At 64.2% G+C, this 16,742-nt stretch carries 13 protein-coding genes and 2 pseudogenes; 6 read left to right on the forward strand and 9 right to left on the reverse strand.

Translation table 11 applies throughout. The annotated features are described in order from the left end of the window. Nucleotides 1–9: 9 nt before the first annotated feature. Complete coding sequence (locus JQ558_RS04960) at nt 10–1,323, reverse strand: tetratricopeptide repeat protein (RefSeq protein WP_212293051.1); 1,314 nt, start codon at nt 1,321–1,323, stop codon at nt 10–12. A gap of 146 nt (nt 1,324–1,469) precedes the next feature. Between JQ558_RS04960 and JQ558_RS04965 the strand changes: the two genes are divergently transcribed. From JQ558_RS04965 to JQ558_RS04975, 3 genes are read left to right on the forward strand one after another with little or no spacing between them, the layout of a single operon-like run. Next, the gene (locus JQ558_RS04965; protein ID WP_212293052.1) at nt 1,470–2,687 is read left to right on the forward strand and encodes an ABC transporter ATP-binding protein; all 1,218 of its coding nucleotides are present in this window, start codon (nt 1,470–1,472) and stop codon (nt 2,685–2,687) included. Further along, nucleotides 2,684–3,598, forward strand: a complete 915-nt coding sequence (locus JQ558_RS04970) for an ABC transporter permease (protein WP_212293053.1) — start codon at nt 2,684–2,686, stop codon at nt 3,596–3,598. Before JQ558_RS04965 ends, JQ558_RS04970 begins: the two co-directional genes overlap by 4 nt. Next, on the forward strand, nt 3,598–4,413 hold the full coding sequence (locus JQ558_RS04975) for an ABC transporter permease (protein WP_212275043.1): 816 nt from the start codon (nt 3,598–3,600) through the stop codon (nt 4,411–4,413). Before JQ558_RS04970 ends, JQ558_RS04975 begins: the two co-directional genes overlap by 1 nt. On the opposite strand, the gene JQ558_RS04980 is transcribed toward JQ558_RS04975, so the two are convergent. From JQ558_RS04980 to JQ558_RS38310, 5 genes and pseudogenes are all read right to left on the reverse strand, one after another. After that, nucleotides 4,408–5,259 (reverse strand): carbohydrate ABC transporter permease, encoded by an 852-nt coding sequence (locus tag JQ558_RS04980; protein WP_211999422.1) that lies wholly within the window; start codon nt 5,257–5,259, stop codon nt 4,408–4,410. The genes JQ558_RS04975 and JQ558_RS04980 overlap by 6 nt on opposite strands. Next, the gene (locus tag JQ558_RS04985) at nt 5,256–6,128 is read right to left on the reverse strand and encodes a carbohydrate ABC transporter permease (protein ID WP_212207668.1); all 873 of its coding nucleotides are present in this window, start codon (nt 6,126–6,128) and stop codon (nt 5,256–5,258) included. The genes JQ558_RS04980 and JQ558_RS04985 overlap by 4 nt, the downstream gene beginning before the upstream one ends. A gap of 198 nt (nt 6,129–6,326) precedes the next feature. Further along, nucleotides 6,327–7,712 carry an ABC transporter substrate-binding protein gene (locus tag JQ558_RS04990; protein WP_212207669.1) on the reverse strand — a complete coding sequence of 462 codons (1,386 nt, stop codon included), beginning with the start codon at nt 7,710–7,712 and terminating at the stop codon, nt 6,327–6,329. A 1,026-nt stretch (nt 7,713–8,738) separates the two neighbouring features. After that, nucleotides 8,739–9,536: pseudogene (locus JQ558_RS38305) on the reverse strand (sensor histidine kinase); the annotation flags it as partial. A gap of 63 nt (nt 9,537–9,599) precedes the next feature. Continuing rightward, nucleotides 9,600–9,992, reverse strand: a pseudogene (locus JQ558_RS38310) (GAF domain-containing protein); the annotation flags it as partial. A 437-nt stretch (nt 9,993–10,429) separates the two neighbouring features. Here JQ558_RS38310 and JQ558_RS05000 point away from each other — a divergent pair. Continuing rightward, complete coding sequence (locus tag JQ558_RS05000) at nt 10,430–11,104, forward strand: HAD hydrolase-like protein (protein WP_212292988.1); 675 nt, start codon at nt 10,430–10,432, stop codon at nt 11,102–11,104. An 18-nt stretch (nt 11,105–11,122) separates the two neighbouring features. On the opposite strand, the gene JQ558_RS05005 is transcribed toward JQ558_RS05000, so the two are convergent. Further along, nucleotides 11,123–11,974: an amidohydrolase gene (locus tag JQ558_RS05005; RefSeq protein ID WP_212292987.1), complete on the reverse strand. Its 852-nt coding sequence runs from the start codon at nt 11,972–11,974 to the stop codon at nt 11,123–11,125. Between the two features lie 99 nt (nt 11,975–12,073). Continuing rightward, nucleotides 12,074–13,348, reverse strand: a complete 1,275-nt coding sequence (gene purD / locus JQ558_RS05010; RefSeq protein ID WP_212292986.1) for a phosphoribosylamine--glycine ligase — start codon at nt 13,346–13,348, stop codon at nt 12,074–12,076. Nucleotides 13,349–13,606: 258 nt separating this feature from the next. Here purD and xseA point away from each other — a divergent pair, with 258 nt between their 5' ends. Beyond that, a complete protein-coding gene (gene xseA, locus JQ558_RS05015) occupies nt 13,607–15,229 on the forward strand; it encodes an exodeoxyribonuclease VII large subunit (RefSeq protein ID WP_212292985.1) in 1,623 nt (540 codons plus the stop codon). A gap of 79 nt (nt 15,230–15,308) precedes the next feature. On the opposite strand, the gene JQ558_RS05020 is transcribed toward xseA, so the two are convergent. Further along, complete coding sequence (locus JQ558_RS05020; RefSeq protein ID WP_212292984.1) at nt 15,309–16,151, reverse strand: dienelactone hydrolase family protein; 843 nt, start codon at nt 16,149–16,151, stop codon at nt 15,309–15,311. 252 nt (nt 16,152–16,403) lie between these two features. Between JQ558_RS05020 and JQ558_RS05025 the strand changes: the two genes are divergently transcribed. Next, nucleotides 16,404–16,631, forward strand: coding sequence for a DUF2093 domain-containing protein (locus JQ558_RS05025; protein WP_212209655.1), 228 nt, complete (start codon nt 16,404–16,406; stop codon nt 16,629–16,631). The last annotated feature ends 111 nt before the right edge of the window (nt 16,632–16,742 follow it).

A 16,742-nucleotide genomic window follows, 5' to 3' on the forward strand; every position in this document is an offset into this window, starting at 1 on the left:
GTTCGCCGTTCAACGCCGCGCCTGAACTTCGCGCGACCAGGCCGCGTCACGTGCGGATGGCCTGCGCTCGAGCCGGCTGGAGATCAGCCCGGCGGCCTTCTCGCGGTGTCCTCCGCGCAAATACGCCACGATCAGCGTGTCCTCCCACAATTCGCGCTGGGCGTGGCTGCCGCCGATCCGCACCAAATCGGCCATCGCGGGTTCAAGCAGGCGGATCGCACCGTCATTATCTCCGTCGACGAAGGCGCGCATGCCGCGGCAGAGGTCGATCGCCGCGCGCCCCGGCGCCAGTTTACCGTCGGCGGCACGGGCCTCCAGTTGCGCCAGTCGCGTGTCCAGCGCCTCGCCGCCGATGGCCGCCCCTGATAGCGCGTGGTGGACGTCGGCGAAATGCGCCCCGGCTTGCGGGAAATATTTTTCGCCATAGGCGGCGACGTCGCGCCAATGCGGCTCCAGCCCGGATTTGCCGGCGAGCGACAGCCGCCACAGCAGCGAAGCGCCGTCGGTGAAAATATTCAGCGGCGGGTAGGGGCGGTCGGCCGGCTTGATTTGCTGTTCGTAGATCGCAAGCGCGCCTTCGAGATCGCCTTCGTCGAGCGCGGTCAGCGAGATGTGCCACCACAGATGCCCGTGCAGGAAGCTCTTGCGGTCGTGCGCGGGCAGCCACGCGGAAAGGAACTGGCGGCCCGCCGCCAGGTCGCCTTGCTCGAACATCGCGTGCGACAGGCCGTGTGCGGCATTGGCGTTTTCAGCCCGCAACCCCATCGCGCGTTCGCTTAAAGTGCGGCCGGTGGCGAGGTTGCCGGCTTCGGTATGCGACCAGCCGAGATAACTCAACAGCCACCAATCCTCGCCGTAATGCCTGGCGACACGCTCGCATACCGCAAGCTTGGCGGCGTCGTGGTCGGCACGGCCCGAAAACGCGTAGAGCCCGAAGGCGCCGAGCAGCATCGACAGCACCAGCGCATCGCGGGGATATTCCTCGAGATGCGCTTCGGCGCCGCCGACGGCCACTTTCGGCTTGCCTTCGATCACGGCAGCCATCACCTCGATATGCTGGCGCTCACGGGCGTCGGCGCCGGCGGCCAGTTGCCGTGCTCGCGCGGCCATGCTGCGCGCTTCATTGCCCTGCATATTGAGCTGATGCAGGCGGGCCCGCGCGATATGTGCCAGCGCGAAATCACTATCTTCCCGGATCGCGCGGTCAAAGGCGTCCTCGGCGCCGTGCCAGGCTGACAACATGCAGTCCATGCCGTCGCGATAATGCGCGGCGGCGCGGTCGGAGGTCGTCGTCAGTGGCAGATCATATCGGTCCCGGTTCATTTTCTTGTTCCGTGATGTGCGCGGTGAGTGCCAAGCCTAGCAGAGACATGACCGCTGACAGCGATAATATTGTGACTGTGCGCCGCGAAGCGGTTGAGCCGATGCCGATCCGCCGCTAGCGTGCGGCAGCGAGGGCTGCAGGGGACATGACCGAGGAATCGCCGGAAATTACGCCGAAGGCCGATGGGATCGCGGACCCCGCAAAGCCGGAGCTGCTACCTCGAGCGCCCGTACCGGCGCCGCAGTTCGAACCGGCTGCCGACATGCCGCTGCTGCGCATCGAGGGGGTCGGCAAGACGTTCGGCAGTTTCCGCGCGGTGGACCGGCTGTCGCTCGATATCCGCGCCGGGGAGTTTTTTGCGCTGCTGGGTCCGAGCGGCTGCGGCAAGACCACGCTGCTGCGCATGCTCGCCGGTTTCGAGACGCCGGACGAGGGCCGCATCCTGCTTGGGGCCAAGGACATCGCGCAGGTGCCGCCGCATCTGCGCCCGGTCAACATGATGTTCCAGAACTACGCGCTGTTTCCGCATCTGTCGGTGCGGGACAACATCGCGTTCGGCCTCAAGCGCGCCGGCATGGCGCGCGACGAGATCGCCACCCGCGTCGCCGAGATGGTTGCGCTGGTCAAGCTCGAAGGCATGGAGAAGCGCAAGCCCGATCAGCTCTCCGGCGGCCAGAAGCAGCGCGTGGCGCTGGCGCGCTCGCTGGCCCGCCGCCCGCAGGTGCTGTTGCTCGACGAGCCGCTGGCTGCGCTGGACAAAAAGCTGCGCGAGAGCACGCAGCTCGAATTGATGGACCTGCAGCGCCGGCTCGGCATGACCTTCATCATCGTCACCCACGACCAGGAAGAGGCGATGACGATGGCGAGCCGGATCGGCGTGATGGATGCCGGCCGCCTCGAACAGGTCGCCACCCCGCGCGAGCTCTACGAGGCACCGCATTCGCGCTGGGTCGCGGAATTCATCGGCGACGTCAACCTGTTCGATGGCGAGGTTGGCTGGCGCGAAAATAACCGGCTGCTGGTCACGACCAGGGAGGGCGTCACGCTTGCGGTGACCGAGCCGCGCCAGCGGGTTACCAAGGCCACGGTCTGTGTCGCGATCCGCCCCGAGAAGGTCAAGCTGTCGCGCCGCGCCCCGGTGTCGGATGCGGCCAATACGCATGCGATCAACCGGCTCGAGGGCGTGGTGACAGATGTCAGCTATCTCGGCGGGCTCACCGCGTACAAGGTCAAGCTGGAATCCGGCGCCGTGGTGCGCGCATCGGTGGCCAATACCGCGCGGCTCGACATCGATGCCTATCTCGCGGGCCAGCGCGTGGTGGCCTGGTTCACGCCTGACGACTGCATGGTGCTGGAACAATGAGCGCGCGCAGCATCTTCGCCCGTCCGGCGCGGCTGGCTGCGATCGCGCCCTATCTGTGGATGGTGCTGTTCTTCCTGGTGCCGTTCGGTTTCGTGCTCAAAATAAGCCTGTCGCAGACCGCGATCGCGCAGCCGCCCTACGTGCCGCTGTTCGACCTCACCGCGGGCTGGGCCGCGATCAAGGCGGCGTTGGCGGAACTGTCGCTGGGTAATTTCAAACTGCTGGTCTCGGACAGTCTCTACATCTCCTCGTACTTGCGCAGCATCTTCGTCGCGGTGACCTCGACGGCGATCCTGCTGCTGATCGGCTACCCGATCGCCTATGGCATGGCGCGGCTGCCGCAGCGCTGGCAACCGGTCGCGATGGTGCTGGTCATCGTGCCGTTCTGGACCTCGTTCCTGATCCGGATCTATGCCTGGATCAACATCCTGCAGCATGACGGTCTGCTCAACAAAATGCTGCTGGCGCTGCACGTCGTCTCGACACCCGTGGTGTGGCTGTCGACCGACACCGCGATGTATATCGGCATCGTCTATTCCTATCTGCCGTTCATGATCCTGCCGCTGTACGCCACGCTCGCGAAAATGGACGGCGCGCTGATCGAAGCGGCCTCCGATCTCGGCGCCTCGCCGGGACGCGCGTTCTGGCTGGTGACGTTTCCGCTGTCGCTGCCCGGCGTCGGTGCCGGCGCGCTGCTGTGCTTCATTCCGATCGTCGGCGAGTTCGTGATCCCTGATCTCTTGGCGGGTTCCGGTTCGATGATGATCGGGCAGACGCTATGGCTCGAATTCTTCACCAACAAGGACTGGCCGGTTGCTTCCGCAGCCGCGGTCGCGCTGCTGCTTTTGCTGATACCGCCGCTGCTGCTCTATGACCGGCTGCAGCGCCGCACGCTGCGGGGAGGGGGCTGATGACGCGCCGGGTGAACCGGATTTCGCCGTTCAACATCACCTCGCTGGCGCTGGGGCTGGCGTTTCTCTATCTGCCGATCGTCATTCTCGTCATCTACTCGTTCAACGCCTCGCGGCTGGTGACGGTGTGGGGCGGCTGGTCGCTGCGCTGGTACACCGAGTTCTTCAACGACCGCGCCATGCTGGACGCAGCCTGGATGAGCCTGCGCGTCGCCGCGGTGTCGGCGACGGTCGCAACCCTGCTCGGCACGCTGGCGGCGATTGGTCTGGCGCGCGGCGAGCGCTTCAAGGGCCGCTCGCTGTTCTCGGGCATGCTCTATGCGCCGCTGGTGATGCCGGAGGTGATTTCGGGCCTGTCGCTGCTTTTGCTGTTCGTGGCGCTGAACGCCGAGCGCGGCTTCTGGACCGTGACGCTTGCGCATACGACGCTGACGATGTGCTTCGTCACCGTCGTGGTGCAGTCGCGCCTCGCCTCCATCGACCGCAGCCTCGAGGAAGCCGCGATGGATCTCGGCTGCGATCCGGTGCGGGCGTTTCTGTCCGTGACGCTGCCGCTGATCGTCCCGGCGATCGTTGCCGGCTGGATGCTGGCCTTCACGCTGTCGCTCGACGACGTCGTGATCGCGAGTTTTACGACGGGCCCGGGCTCGGCGACCTTGCCGATCCGGATCTATTCCGAGGTGCGGCTCGGGGTGAAGCCGCAGATCAACGCGATCTGCACGATGGTGATCGCGCTGATTGCGGTCGTGATCGTGATTGCGTCCTTCGCCTCGAAGCTGTCGAGCTCGCAAGGCGAGAGCGCGGCGCCATTATGACTTCACCGCGCCCGCCGTCAGCCCGCCCACCATATACCGCTTGAACGCGTAATAGATCGCGGCCGGCGGCAGGGCGTAGATGAAGCCGGTGGTCATCAGCAATTCCCAGGGCGAATCATCCGCGGCAAGGAAGTTGCCGAGCGCCACGGGCAGCGTGATTTCGGTGTCCTTGGAGAGCAGCAGGAACGCGTAGAGATATTCGTTCCAGGCGAGCAGGATAGCGTAGGTGCCGATCGCCACCAGCGAGGGCATCATCAGCGGCACATAGACCAGCCTGAAAAGCTGCGGAATGGTCGCGCCGTCCATGGTGGCGGCTTCGTCGAGTTCGACCGGCAGCTTGTCGGAGGCCTGCTTCAGCACCCAGATCGCGTAGGGCGAGGCGATCGTCACCATCGCCAGAATCAGCGACCAGTGATTGTTGAGCAGGCCGTAATTACCCATGGTCCGGTACATCGGCACGGCGAGGAACGCCGCCGGAATGAAATAGGTGAACAGCGCGAGATTCATCACCCACCGTCCGCCGGGCACCTTGAGCCGCGAGATCGCAAACGCCGCCGCGGTCGCGATCAGCAGCGTCAGCGCGCCGGCCGCGAGCGCAATCACGATCGAATTCCAGAACTGGATCCAGAAATCCCGCAGGAAGTAATGCTCCTGATGGAACACGATGCGGAAATTGTTCAGCGTCGGATGCGCCGGCCAGAGCTTTCCGGAGAACGCATCTTCCTTCGGCGAAATCGCGAACAGGAACATGTGGTAGATCGGGATCATGGTCCAGAGGAACACGGGAATCCCGATCAAGAGAAGGCGGGCTTCGACGCCGACTTCGCGTAGCGTGGGCAGTTTCATCGCGACAACCGTTTCATCATGAAATAGATCAGCGGCAGCACGAACGGCAGCGCGCAGACGATGGACGCCATCGCCAGGCTGAGCTGATCGAGCCGCAGATAGCGAATCCCGAGGGTCGCGAGCACATGGGTGAGATCGGCGGGGCCGCCGCCGGTCAACAGATAGACGCTGTTGAAGTCACCCAGCGTCCAGATCATCGAGAGCAGGGTGCAGGTCAGATACAGCGCCTGCATCGACGGCCAGGTGATGAAGCGGAACTTCTGCGTCCAGCTCGCGCCGTCGACTTCGGCCGCTTCGTAAAGATCGTGCGAGATCGCAAGCCGCCCGGTCATCAGGATCAGCGTCCAGAACGGCAGCGATTTCCAGATGTGCACGCCGATCGCCATGCCGAGCGCTACGGTCGGGTCATTGAGCCAGTTCGGGCCGTCATCGCCGGTGAGTTTGAAGATCAGCGTGTTGACCATGCCCCATTCGGGGTTGAACATGAAACGCACGGAGAGAATGGTCGGGATCGACGGCACCGCCCAGGGCAGGATGAACAGCACCGAGAGCCATTTGATCCACGGGCGCTGCTGGGCGAAGAAGCCGGACAGGAACAGCGCGATCATCATTTTGAGGTTGATGCCGACCAGGAGGAAGATCAGCGTATTGACCGCGGCGCGCGCGAAGATCGGATCATGCCAGAGCGCGACATAGCTCGCCGGATGACGCGCCAGCCACAGCCCGTAGCAGACCGGGTAGACCACGAAGGCCAGAAACACCAAGAGGTAGGGCGCGACCAGCACGATGCCCCAGACCTGCGGGGTAGTCAGCCGGGCAGACAGCGGCGGGCCTGGCATCGCCTGATCGCCCGAGATCGTAATCGCCATATTCAGTTACTCTTGTCAGCCATGCCGGCCGCAATGCGCGGCCGGTGTTGGTTGGTACACCTCTCCCCGCTTGCGGGGAGAGGTCGAAGCCGAAGGCTTCGGGTGAGGGGGTACAGGACTCTCAACGAGCATTACTCGCGGAGAGAGCCCCTCACCCCGACCCTCTCCCCGCAAGAGCGGGGCGAGGGAGAAGCAAGATCAACCCGCGATCTGCTTGAGGCGGGCGATCAGTTCGTCGACGGCTTTATCGACCGGAACCTTCTCGCTCACCACCCGGTTCATCGCCTTGGCCCAGACGTTCTCGTTGTTCAGGATCGTGAACTTCCAGTTCTTGGTGAAGTCGAAAGGCGTGGTGCCGCCGGTGAACTGGGTGTAGACGGCCTTGCGATGCCGGTCAGCCTGCCAGAACGGGCTCTGCTGACTGGCCGTCGTCACCGGGAACCAGCGGCCGAGCGCGCCTTCGATATAGGGCCGCAGGTTTTCTTCCTGCAGCAGGAACTTGATGAACTCCTTGCCTTCGGCCTTGTTCTTGGCCGCGGTGAACATCAGCCCGGTCTTGACGTCGGAGCGGTACTTGATCGGCGTGCCGTCCGGCTTGTTGGGGAACGAGGCCGTGATGATGGTCTCGTCGTAGTTCTTCTTGCCGAGCGCGCGCTGTTCCGGCGTCAGCGCCGGGTTGTTGGCGTCGTCGAGCCATTTCGCGGCGATCGAGATCGTGAAGTTGTGCGTCATCACGATGGTCTTGTTGTGGAACGCGACGTTGTTGTCCGGATCCTTCCAGGTGGTGGAGGAGGGCGGCGCGCAGCCCCTGGTGTAGGTGTCTGTGTAGTCCTTCAGCGCCTTGATCAGGTTTTCGCGCACCTTCGGGTCGTCGACCAGCAGCTTGCCGTCGTCATCGACGAGCTTGACGTTGTAGGCGTCCATGAAGGTGTAGAACGACTGGAACGAGTCGGTCGATTCCACGCCCATCGGCTGGCCGACGGCATAGATGCGCTGGCCGGTGGCCTTGCGAATGGCGGGCTGCACCTTGTCGCACCAGAACGACCAGTAATCTTCCCACTTGGTTGGAATGTCGCTTTGCTTGAAGCCGGCCTGCCCCAGCATGTCGCTCCAGATCTGGACGTGCATGCTCTGCTGCTTCAGCGGATAGCCGTAATAGGCCTTCTTCTTGGCGACATCGTTGTAGAGCAGCGCGGTCTCCAGCGTGTTCGGCGCGAACGCCGACTTCATCGGCAGCAGGATGTCGCCGAGGTCCTCGAGCTTGCCTTCATAGGCCCATTTGCCCTGCGCCTGCACGTCGTAGCTGTCGGAATAGGCGACGTCAGGCACGGTGCCCGAATCCATCGCCGCCACCGTCTTCGGAATCATGTCCTGAATGGCGTATTGCGACAGTTCGACCTTGATGCCGGTCTTGGCCTCGAACTTCTTGATCGCCTCGAGCAGCGCGTCGTCCTCGGACTTGTAGAAGCCCTTGCCGAACCAGACGGTAATGGTTTTTTGTTGGGCCATCGCAGGCGCTGTGGCGTAAAACAGCCCGACAGCCGCGACCGCGAGTGAAACTGCACCAATTCCCTTGAATCTCACATTGTTCTCCCTGGATATGCCGGGTTTTCCAACCCGGTTGGATCAGTGATAGCGCAACCAAACGGCGCGATCTAGATGCCGCGTTGCAAACTTGTGTAGGGCGGTTCCAGCCAGGCCAAGCGTTCGTCCTGGCAAGGCAATCAGGCGTCAACGACGTCGTTTCAGCCTTGTCGTCCCGGCCTGGGGCGCAATTGTGAACGGCACCCCATAACCACCCATTTTGATTGTGAAGGGGATTGCGACTCCAGCCTGATCTAACCTCGGCATCGCCCGATATAACTTGCGCATCAGCGGCTATCAGGCTCGCTATGTGCAATGGCGCATTTGAGCCGGATGACGCGGCTTCGCATTCTCGCGGCCTGATAAGCCCGAGCTTTGCCAGAAACTTCCCGCCCTCTCGTTGAGAGGGCGCAGGGAAGACCGGGTGCGCGCTGCACCCGCGGTCTCGTGTGCGAATAGTGCAAAGAAAGCTGCACACGAGCATACAGGGCAGCGGAGAACACCCGGCCTTCCCTGCGCAATGGCTTTACGGCTTATGCCGTGATCTCCCCGGAGACGAGTTCTTGGTTGACTCCGTCACCGCCGGTTCAGCTCTCGCCTACCCGACAGCTTGACACCTGCAACGGGCGTCAGGACCACACGGTTTTGCCGTACGCCTGTATACGCCGTCGTCAGGCGCAACAAACGTCCACCGCATCCCGCCGCGCGTTCGTGACGTGCGCACGCCCCTCTTGTCGGGCGGGACGCGACGATTCAAACCGCTGATTTGCCCGACGAGGGAAGTGTAATTTTGCCCGTCGGGTTACTTTGTCGCAGTCAATCGTCGTCGCGAGCGCAGCGACGTCGTCCCGGCCTTGAGCCGGGACCCATACGCCGCGGCCCTCATTGTTTGCAGAAGGTGTCCAAGACCTGCGCTCTCACCGATGGGCCGCGGCGTTTGGGTCCCGGATCGCGCTTCGCTTGTCCGGGACGACGTGGATGGGTCATTGCAAACACCGCTTCGCGATCTCGCCGCGTCGACGCACACTATTCCGTCACCGACTCCCGCGGCGCTTCGCGCGGCATGATGATCTGGATTTTCGTGCCCATGCCGGGTCTGGTTTCCAGATGGATCCGGCCGCCCAGACGATTGGTCACGATGTTGTGCACGATGTGCAACCCGAGGCCGGTGTTGCCCTGGTCGCGCCGGGTGGTGAAAAACGGGTCGAACACCTGGCGCTTGACCTCCGGGCTCATGCCGCAGCCGTCGTCTGAAAACAGCACCTCGACATTGCCCTTGCCCGATGCCTGCGCCGCAATATGGACCGATCCCCCGCCGCCGTCCGGAAAGGCATGCGCCGCGGAGTTGAGAACCAGATTGGTGAGCACCTGGCCGTAAGGTCCGGGATAGCTATTCATGACAAGATCGGGTTCGCATTCGACGGCGACCGTCAGGTTTTGACCTCGCAGCCCGAACCGCAATCCCCCGACGACCTGCTCGGTCACCTCGCCGAGATCGAAGCGCCTGCGGTCCGAAACGTTGCGATCGGCTGCAACCTGCTTGAACGACTGGATCAGTTCGACCGCATTGCCAAGATTGAACATGATCTGCGACGCCGCCTCGCGGCTGGCCGCAATGAACTCCGAGAGCGTCGAGCGGCGCACGTCACCCTTGGCGACATCGGCTTCAAACCGCTTGGTCTTGTTGATCAATGCCGAGGCCACGGTGAGGTTGGTGCCGACGGGGGTGTTGATCTCGTGCGCAACGCCCGCCACCAGCCGTCCCAGCGCGGCCAGTTTCTCGGTCTGTACCAGACTGCCCTGCGCGGCGCGCAAATCGTCAAGCGATTGCGACAGCTGCCTGGTGCGTTCCTGCACTTCCGTGAACAGCCGCGTGTTCTCGATGGCGATGACCGCCTGGCCGGCAAAGGTCTTCAGGAGCTCGACCTGCGCCTTGGGGAATAATTGCGGCTCCAGGCGCATCACCGCGATGGCGCCGATCGCGACCTCGTCGCGCAGCATCGGCACGATCAGGATGCTGCGATAGCCCGATGTCTTCTGCAGTTCGCTGTAGCCGCCGGAGACCAGCACATCCGGCTCATGCACGACGCGGCGCTCGCGGATCGCGACCGAGATCAGATTCTTGCTGGTGAGCGGAGCCGGGTAGGCTTTGCGCACCGCCGCCACCGATGCCGGAGAGAACTGATCGTGCGCGACCAGGTGGACGTGGTCCCCGTCCCGGCGGTAGACGGCGCTCAGCACGCTCTGGCAGAGCCGCGCTGCGTTCCTGACGATCCGGTCGAATACCGGCGCAAGCGGCGATGAGGCTCAGGACCTCGGATGTCGCGGCCTGGCGCTCTCTGGCTTGCTGAAGTTCGAGGGCGAGTCGTTCGACTTCGGTTTGCGCTGGATTTTCGGCGTCCGTTTTCGCTGACCTGGAAGTGCGCGCCACCTTTGGCGCAATGATCCGCTTTCGCGGCTTCGCCGTACGGCTTTGCGGCTTTTTCGATCCGCCGCCTGCTGCAGAACGTGGTGTCATTGCCTGCCCCGGGCTTCAGAATAAGCCATCGGATCGGCTTAGGCTAGTAACGGGAAACGGGGGGCGGTGGCTGCGCCGGATGAGACCTCACCGCGACATGGCCGGACTTGCCGCTGCATTGCCTTGCCGCGAATGAGCCGACGCAGCAACGAAATCAAGCGAACTTGTACAGGTTTGCTTTGGCCGCTAGCTTTGGATCATGACGTGCTCCGTTCTTCTGGACCTCGACGGCACCTTGATCGATTCGTATCCCGGCATTTCGGCAAGCTGTCTGGCGGCGCTGCGCGCCCTTGGACATGAACCGGATGAAACCCCCGACATAAAACGCATCATCGGGCCGCCACTCGAAGAGATCATGCAAACCCTGCTGCAGTCATACGGAGACGACCGGGTCGGTGAAGCAGTCACGGCCTATCGTCAGTACTACGGTGAAAGCGGGTTTCTCGGCAGCGTGCCCTATCCGGGAATTGGCAACTGCCTTGCAGAGATGAAGCGATGCGGATTGCGGGTCTATCTCGCGACCTCGAAGCGGGAGATCTTCGCGAGCCGAATTCTGGAGCATCTGGGGTTTGCCAGCTACTTCGATGGCATCCATGGCTCCGTGCCGAGCGGCGAGCTGGATCACAAGCCCGAGCTGCTCGCCCATATCCTGTCCAGGCACGGTCTTGCGCCGTCTCGCAGCCTGATGGTCGGGGATCGCCGGCATGATATTTCCGGCGCCCACGCGGCCGGGATGCGCGGTCTTGGCGTGCTCTGGGGTTATGGCACGAGGGACGAACTTGAGACGGCGGGCGCAGACCAACTGGTGAATTCTCCCGCCGATCTCGCCGGTACGGTTCTTTCGATGGTCAATGGGAAGCAATCCCCGGGCTAGGGCCGCTGTTGAAATGCGCTAGCCTTTGTTCGGTGACCAGCCATAGGCCTTGGCGCAGGCACCGCCCATCAGCATGGCCCGCTCGGTGTCACTGAGGCGGTCCGTCTTGAGGAACGGCGTGACGGCCTGCTCGTAATTGACGACGGCGAAGGCGCGGGTCCAGTCGGTGCCCCACAGGCAGCGATCGAAACCCCAGGCCTCAAACACGCGCGCCAGCGGGTCCCAGATGTCAGGGAATGGATACGGCTCTTTGGACAGCGTGCAGGCGCCGCTGACCTTGATCACCACGTTCTTGCGTTTGGCGAGCGCCAGCACCTTGGGCAGTTCGGCCCAAGGGGACCAGGGCTGCGCGGGCGCCGGCGGCGTGCGCGGCTGAAGGATGCCGAGATGGTCGAGGATGAAGCGCGTGTCGGGATGACGATCGACCAGCGCCGTGCCGGCGTCGAGATTATCCCAGCACAGCAGGTTGACCGGAAAATCATGTTGAACGGCCGCGCGTGCGATGCGGTCGATGCCGGGATGACCGGGCTCGCGCTTGTTCTCCTTGGTCAGCATGATCCGGATGCCGACCGCGCCCGGCGTCTTCTTCCAGTCGGCGACGACGTCGGCGACGTTGGGATCATCGGGGTCGACCGGCTTGACGATGGCGAGCCGGGTGGGATGGGCGCGCGCCACTTCCACGGCATAGCTGGCGTCGTAGCGGTACATCGAGAAGGCGGAGATGAAGATCGCGCCGTCGACGCCGACCTTGTCCATCGCCGCCACCATCTCGTCGCCGGTGACGTGGTCGGGCCAGTTCGGCACCGTGGCCCAGGGCCGCTTCGGCGTGTTGGCCTCATAGGCATGGACCTGGGAATCGATAATCGCCATCGGGACGCTCCTCCGTTTTGAGGCGATTTTGGACATCGCAACATCTGCGTGTCCAGAGGGCCAAAGCGCGGAGATGCGTTGCGCGGATTGCAGGCGGCGTCAGCGCTCCCGCGCCACCGCCTGCCAGCCGATGTCGCGGCGGCAGAAGCCTTCCGCCCAGTTAATGCGATCGACGGCCGCATAGGCGCGCTGCTGCGCCTCGGTCACCGTCTTGCCCATGGCGCAGACGTTCAGCACGCGGCCGCCGCTGGCGAGAATTTTTCCGTCTTTCTCGATCGTCCCGGCGTGGAAGATTTCGACGCCCTCGACTTTTGCGGCGTCGTCGAGACCTGAGATCACCGAGCCCTTGCCATAGCTGCCGGGATAACCTTTCGTTGCCATGATCACGGTCAGCGCCGCATCGTCGAACCAGCGCAGGCTGAAATTCTTCAATTGCCCGTCGGCGCTGGCGATCAGCGCCGGCAAGATATCGGACATCATCCGCAACATCAGCACCTGGGTTTCCGGATCGCCGAACCGGGCGTTGTATTCGACGAGTTTCGGGCCGTCCTTGGTCACCATCACGCCGGCAAACAGCACGCCCTTGTAGGGCGATCCCATCGCCTTCATCGCACGCAGCGTCGGATGGATCATCTCCTCCATGACGCGGGCGCACATCGCGTCCGTCATGACCGGCGCCGGCGAATAGGCGCCCATGCCGCCGGTGTTCGGGCCCTGGTCGCCGTCGAAGGCGCGCTTGTGGTCCTGCGCGGTCGCCAGCGGCAGCGCGTGTTCGCCGTCGCACAGCGCAAAGAACGAGGCCTCCTCGCCCACCATGAATTCCTCGACCACGACCTCGGCGCCCGCGTCGCCGAACCCGCCGCCGAACATCATGTCGACGGCGTCAAGCGCTTCGGCCTCGCTCATCGCCACGACGACGCCCTTGCCGGCGGCCAGACCATCGGCCTTGATCACGATCGGCGCGCCCTGCTTGCGGATATAGGCTTTTGCCTTCGCGGCCTCGGTGAAATGCTCATAGGCCGCCGTCGGAATGTTGTTGGCGCGGCAGAGATTCTTGGTGAAGGTTTTCGAACTCTCGAGCCGGCCCGCGGCCTGGGTGGGCCCGAACGCCTTGAAGCCGGCGGCGTTGAGATCGTCGACGATCCCGGCGGCGATCGGCGCGTCGGGGCCGACCACGACGAAATCCACCTTGTGCGCCTTGCAGAAATCGATCACGGCCGGATGGTCGGTGATGTCGAGCGCGACGCATTCGGCATCCTTGGCGATGCCGGCATTGCCCGGCGCGCACCAGAGCTTCGTCAGCAGCGGAGATGCGGCGATCTTCCATGCCAGGGCATGTTCGCGGCCGCCGGAACCGAGCAGGAGGATGTTCATGACTGGAGCCAGATGTGGGGAACGACAAGTCGAGCAGGTCGCACAAAACCTTCACGGACGGCAAGAGCAGCCTCCAGCAGGATGGCACTTGTCCGGAGCCAAGATGACTTTTCCGCCCGCAATCCGGTTTTCCCCCGACGGACAAAGTCATCACTACTATATTACCTGAAACACCACACAATCGGGCGGAGATTGGCGGGGATAAGCAAAAGTCCCTACCTTGCGTAGAAGCCCCAAAAGCCTGATTCGATTGACGAGATGCCTGCCACCGAACCACTGCTCAACGCGCCCGAATTCACCGTCTCGGAACTCTCCTCCGCCCTGAAGCGGACGGTGGAGGACGCCTATGGCCATGTCCGGGTGCGCGGCGAAATTTCGGGCTTCCGCGGGCCGCATTCCTCCGGCCACTGCTATTTCGCGCTGAAGGACGAGAGCGCCAAGATCGAGGCTGTGATCTGGAAGGGCGTGCATTCCCGAATGCGGTTCAAGCCGCAGGAAGGGCTCGAGGTGATCGCGACCGGCAAGCTCACCACCTATCCGGGCTCGTCGAAATACCAGATCGTCATCGAAGCCATCGAGCCCGCCGGCATCGGCGCGCTGATGGCGCTGGTGGAAGAGCGCAAGAAGAAACTCGGCGCCGAGGGCCTGTTCGACGAAGCGCGCAAGCAATTGCTGCCGTGGCTGCCGGAAGTGATCGGCATCGTGACCTCACCGACCGGCGCCGTGATCCGCGACATCCTGCACCGCCTGGAAGACCGGTTTCCGCGCCGCGTGCTGGTGTGGCCGGTGAAGGTGCAGGGCGAAGGCTCCGCCGAGCAGGTTGCCGCCGCGATCCGCGGTTTCAACGCGCTGCCCGAGGGTGGCAAGATTCCGCGGCCGGATCTGCTGATCGTCGCGCGCGGCGGCGGCTCGTTGGAGGATTTGTGGTCGTTCAACGAGGAGATCGTGGTTCGCGCCGCGGCCGAGAGCATGATCCCGCTGATCTCCGCGGTCGGGCACGAGACCGACATCACGCTGATCGATTTTGCCGCCGACAAGCGCGCGCCGACGCCGACGGCGGCCGCCGAAATGGCCGTGCCGGTGCGCAGCGAATTGCTGGTCGAGGTCGCCGGCCTGGCGCGCCGCACCATGGTGTGCTGGCTGCGCGGCCAGGAAAGCCGCCGCAACGAATTGCGCGCCGCGGCGCGTGCGCTGCCCGCCGCCAGCGAACTATTGGCGATCCCGCGGCAGCGGCTCGACAGCACGGGTAGCGCCCTGCCCCGCGGCTTGAAAGCCAACACCAACGCGCATCACCGCCGCTTCTCGCAGCTCAGCGCCGGCCTGACGCTGAAGGTGCTGCGCGGACAGGTCGCGCAGGCGGGGCACCGTCTCACCGTGTCCGGCGAGCGCATCAGGCTTTCCGCGCGCGCGCTGCTGCGAAGCCGGCGCGATCGCTTTGCCGGGCTTGAAGTCAGGCTGAAAGCCTCGAAACTCTCCAACGCGCAAGCGCAGCGCAACGCGATCGCGCGCGACCGCGAACGCACGCAACGCCTCGCCGAGCGCGCGCGCCGCGCGCTGCTGACCGCGATGACGCGGCTCAACGCCCGCGTCGCCCATAGCGGCCAGTTGCTGTCGGCGCTGTCCTATCGTGGCGTGCTGGCGCGCGGGTTTGCCCTGGTGCGCGACGAACACGGCCACGCCGTGCATGCCGCAGCGACCATCGGCCCGGGCGCACCTCTGTCGATCGAATTCGCCGATGGCCGCGTCGCGGCGACGGCGGATGCGGACCGGCCGGCGGCGACGTCAGCGCCGACCAGCCAGCCCACCCTTGCCCGGCGGGAAACCAAGACGCTTGCGCCCAAGCGGGTGGTCAAGCCGGTCGATCAGGGCAGTTTGTTTTAGGCGAGCGATGCGCCTTCCTTACCTCTCCCCCGCAAGAGCGGGGCGAGGGAGCAGAGACACCGCGCTACGTCGCTCTCGCTCACCTTGCCAGCCATTCCGCCACGCGCTTTTGCGAATCCGAGCGCGCCGCCGCGTCGGTGCCGATGTGGCCGCGTTCCGGCTGGCCCGCGTCGCCGCCGCCGAGCGCACGGAGCGGCAGATTGGCGCGGTCGAAATCGTGCGGCGCGCCGGGATAGATTTCGATCCGCGCCAGCGCGCTGCGGCCGCGGGCGCCGTCCACCATCTGGCGGCACGCCGATGGCGAACTGACATCGTCCTTGGCGCCGATCAACAGCAGCGTCGGCATCCGCGCGCTCCAGCCGAGGCCGGCGGAGATCCGGCAGTCCGGATAGAAAGCGACCGCCGAGCGGAAATCCGGCCCGTCGTGGCGCCAGGCTTGCGGACGCACCGCCCACAACAGCGCGCTGGCCCCGTTCGCCCATCCCATCAGGCTGACGCGATCCTGCGCCACCCAGGCCTGCTGCGCCAGCCATCGCCGCGTCGCCACGATATCGGCCACCCGCTCGCGGCGCGCCAGCACCCGGCGCTCCTTGTCGCGGCATTGCGGGCCGAGTTCGCGCGAACCGTAGCTGTCCGGCAGCACGACCGCATGTCCCGCCTTCAATAGTTGTTCGACCCAGTCGCGATAGCGCGGCAGCACCGGTTCGGAATGCCCACTCAGACCGCCGCAGCCATGCAGCGCGATCACGGTGGGAAACGGCCCGTCACCGTCAGGCCTGTAGAGCTGGGCGTGCAAGTTGAGTTTTGGCGCGGGGATATCGACCTGTTTGGGGGCCGGCAGTGGCGCGCCCGAAGCGGCGCGCGGCACGGCTGCGCAGGCCGCGGCGAACAGCGTCAGGAATAGCAGTGTCGCTGGGCGCATCTGATTTCGCCGGGTCAAACTGGCGCTCGGGGCAAAGCGAACATAATCAGGAGGTTATCACGCGCGATCGGCGAAAATTCATCACAATCAGGTGGTTTTCTTGCAGGTGGTTTTCTTGCAGGTGGTTTCTTGCAGGTGGTTTCTTGCGGGTGGGTTTCGGGAGCGGACAGCCCAGCCTATCTGTGATAGATCGGATTTGGAAAATACACTTTAGTCGGCCTGTGAAATGGCCGACCTGTCGGAGAGTTTGCGGTGCTGAATAAATTCGGTCCCTCGGGACATGGCGAAGCGCAGGTGCAATATCTGGATGGCGATTTCCGCGTGGTCTCGCCGGGAACCTATGTGCGCTGCGCCATATCGGATGTGCGGATCCCGCTCGACGAGTTGAAATACTGGAGCGTCGATCTGCAGGAAGCCTATTCGGTGCCATCAGCCGTGCTGCAGCGGCATTTTCCCGGCGCGCTGAAGACGCAGGGGTGAATTATTTGTCGTCCCGGGCTTGACCCGGGACCCATAACCACAGCTCTTCGTGGTTATGTCAGGCTGGAACTCCAGCCCGCTTCAACAACTGACGACGGTGGTTATGGGTCC

The sequence above is a fragment of the Bradyrhizobium sp. AUGA SZCCT0160 genome (genome assembly GCF_018130105.1).
GTDB lineage: Bacteria > Pseudomonadota > Alphaproteobacteria > Rhizobiales > Xanthobacteraceae > Bradyrhizobium.

Bases quoted from the DNA above. Each gene is read 5' to 3' on its own strand.
- JQ558_RS04960 (WP_212293051.1), bottom strand. From the start codon at position 1,323: ATGAACCGGGACCGATATGATCTGCCACTGACGACGACCTCCGACCGC.
- JQ558_RS04965 (WP_212293052.1), top strand. From the start codon at position 1,470: ATGACCGAGGAATCGCCGGAAATTACGCCGAAGGCCGATGGGATCGCG.
- JQ558_RS04970 (WP_212293053.1), top strand. From the start codon at position 2,684: ATGAGCGCGCGCAGCATCTTCGCCCGTCCGGCGCGGCTGGCTGCGATC.
- JQ558_RS04975 (WP_212275043.1), top strand. From the start codon at position 3,598: ATGACGCGCCGGGTGAACCGGATTTCGCCGTTCAACATCACCTCGCTG.
- JQ558_RS04980 (WP_211999422.1), bottom strand. From the start codon at position 5,259: ATGAAACTGCCCACGCTACGCGAAGTCGGCGTCGAAGCCCGCCTTCTC.
- JQ558_RS04985 (WP_212207668.1), bottom strand. From the start codon at position 6,128: ATGGCGATTACGATCTCGGGCGATCAGGCGATGCCAGGCCCGCCGCTG.
- JQ558_RS05000 (WP_212292988.1), top strand. From the start codon at position 10,430: ATGACGTGCTCCGTTCTTCTGGACCTCGACGGCACCTTGATCGATTCG.
- JQ558_RS05005 (WP_212292987.1), bottom strand. From the start codon at position 11,974: ATGGCGATTATCGATTCCCAGGTCCATGCCTATGAGGCCAACACGCCG.
- purD (WP_212292986.1), bottom strand. From the start codon at position 13,348: ATGAACATCCTCCTGCTCGGTTCCGGCGGCCGCGAACATGCCCTGGCA.
- xseA (WP_212292985.1), top strand. From the start codon at position 13,607: ATGCCTGCCACCGAACCACTGCTCAACGCGCCCGAATTCACCGTCTCG.
- JQ558_RS05020 (WP_212292984.1), bottom strand. From the start codon at position 16,151: ATGCGCCCAGCGACACTGCTATTCCTGACGCTGTTCGCCGCGGCCTGC.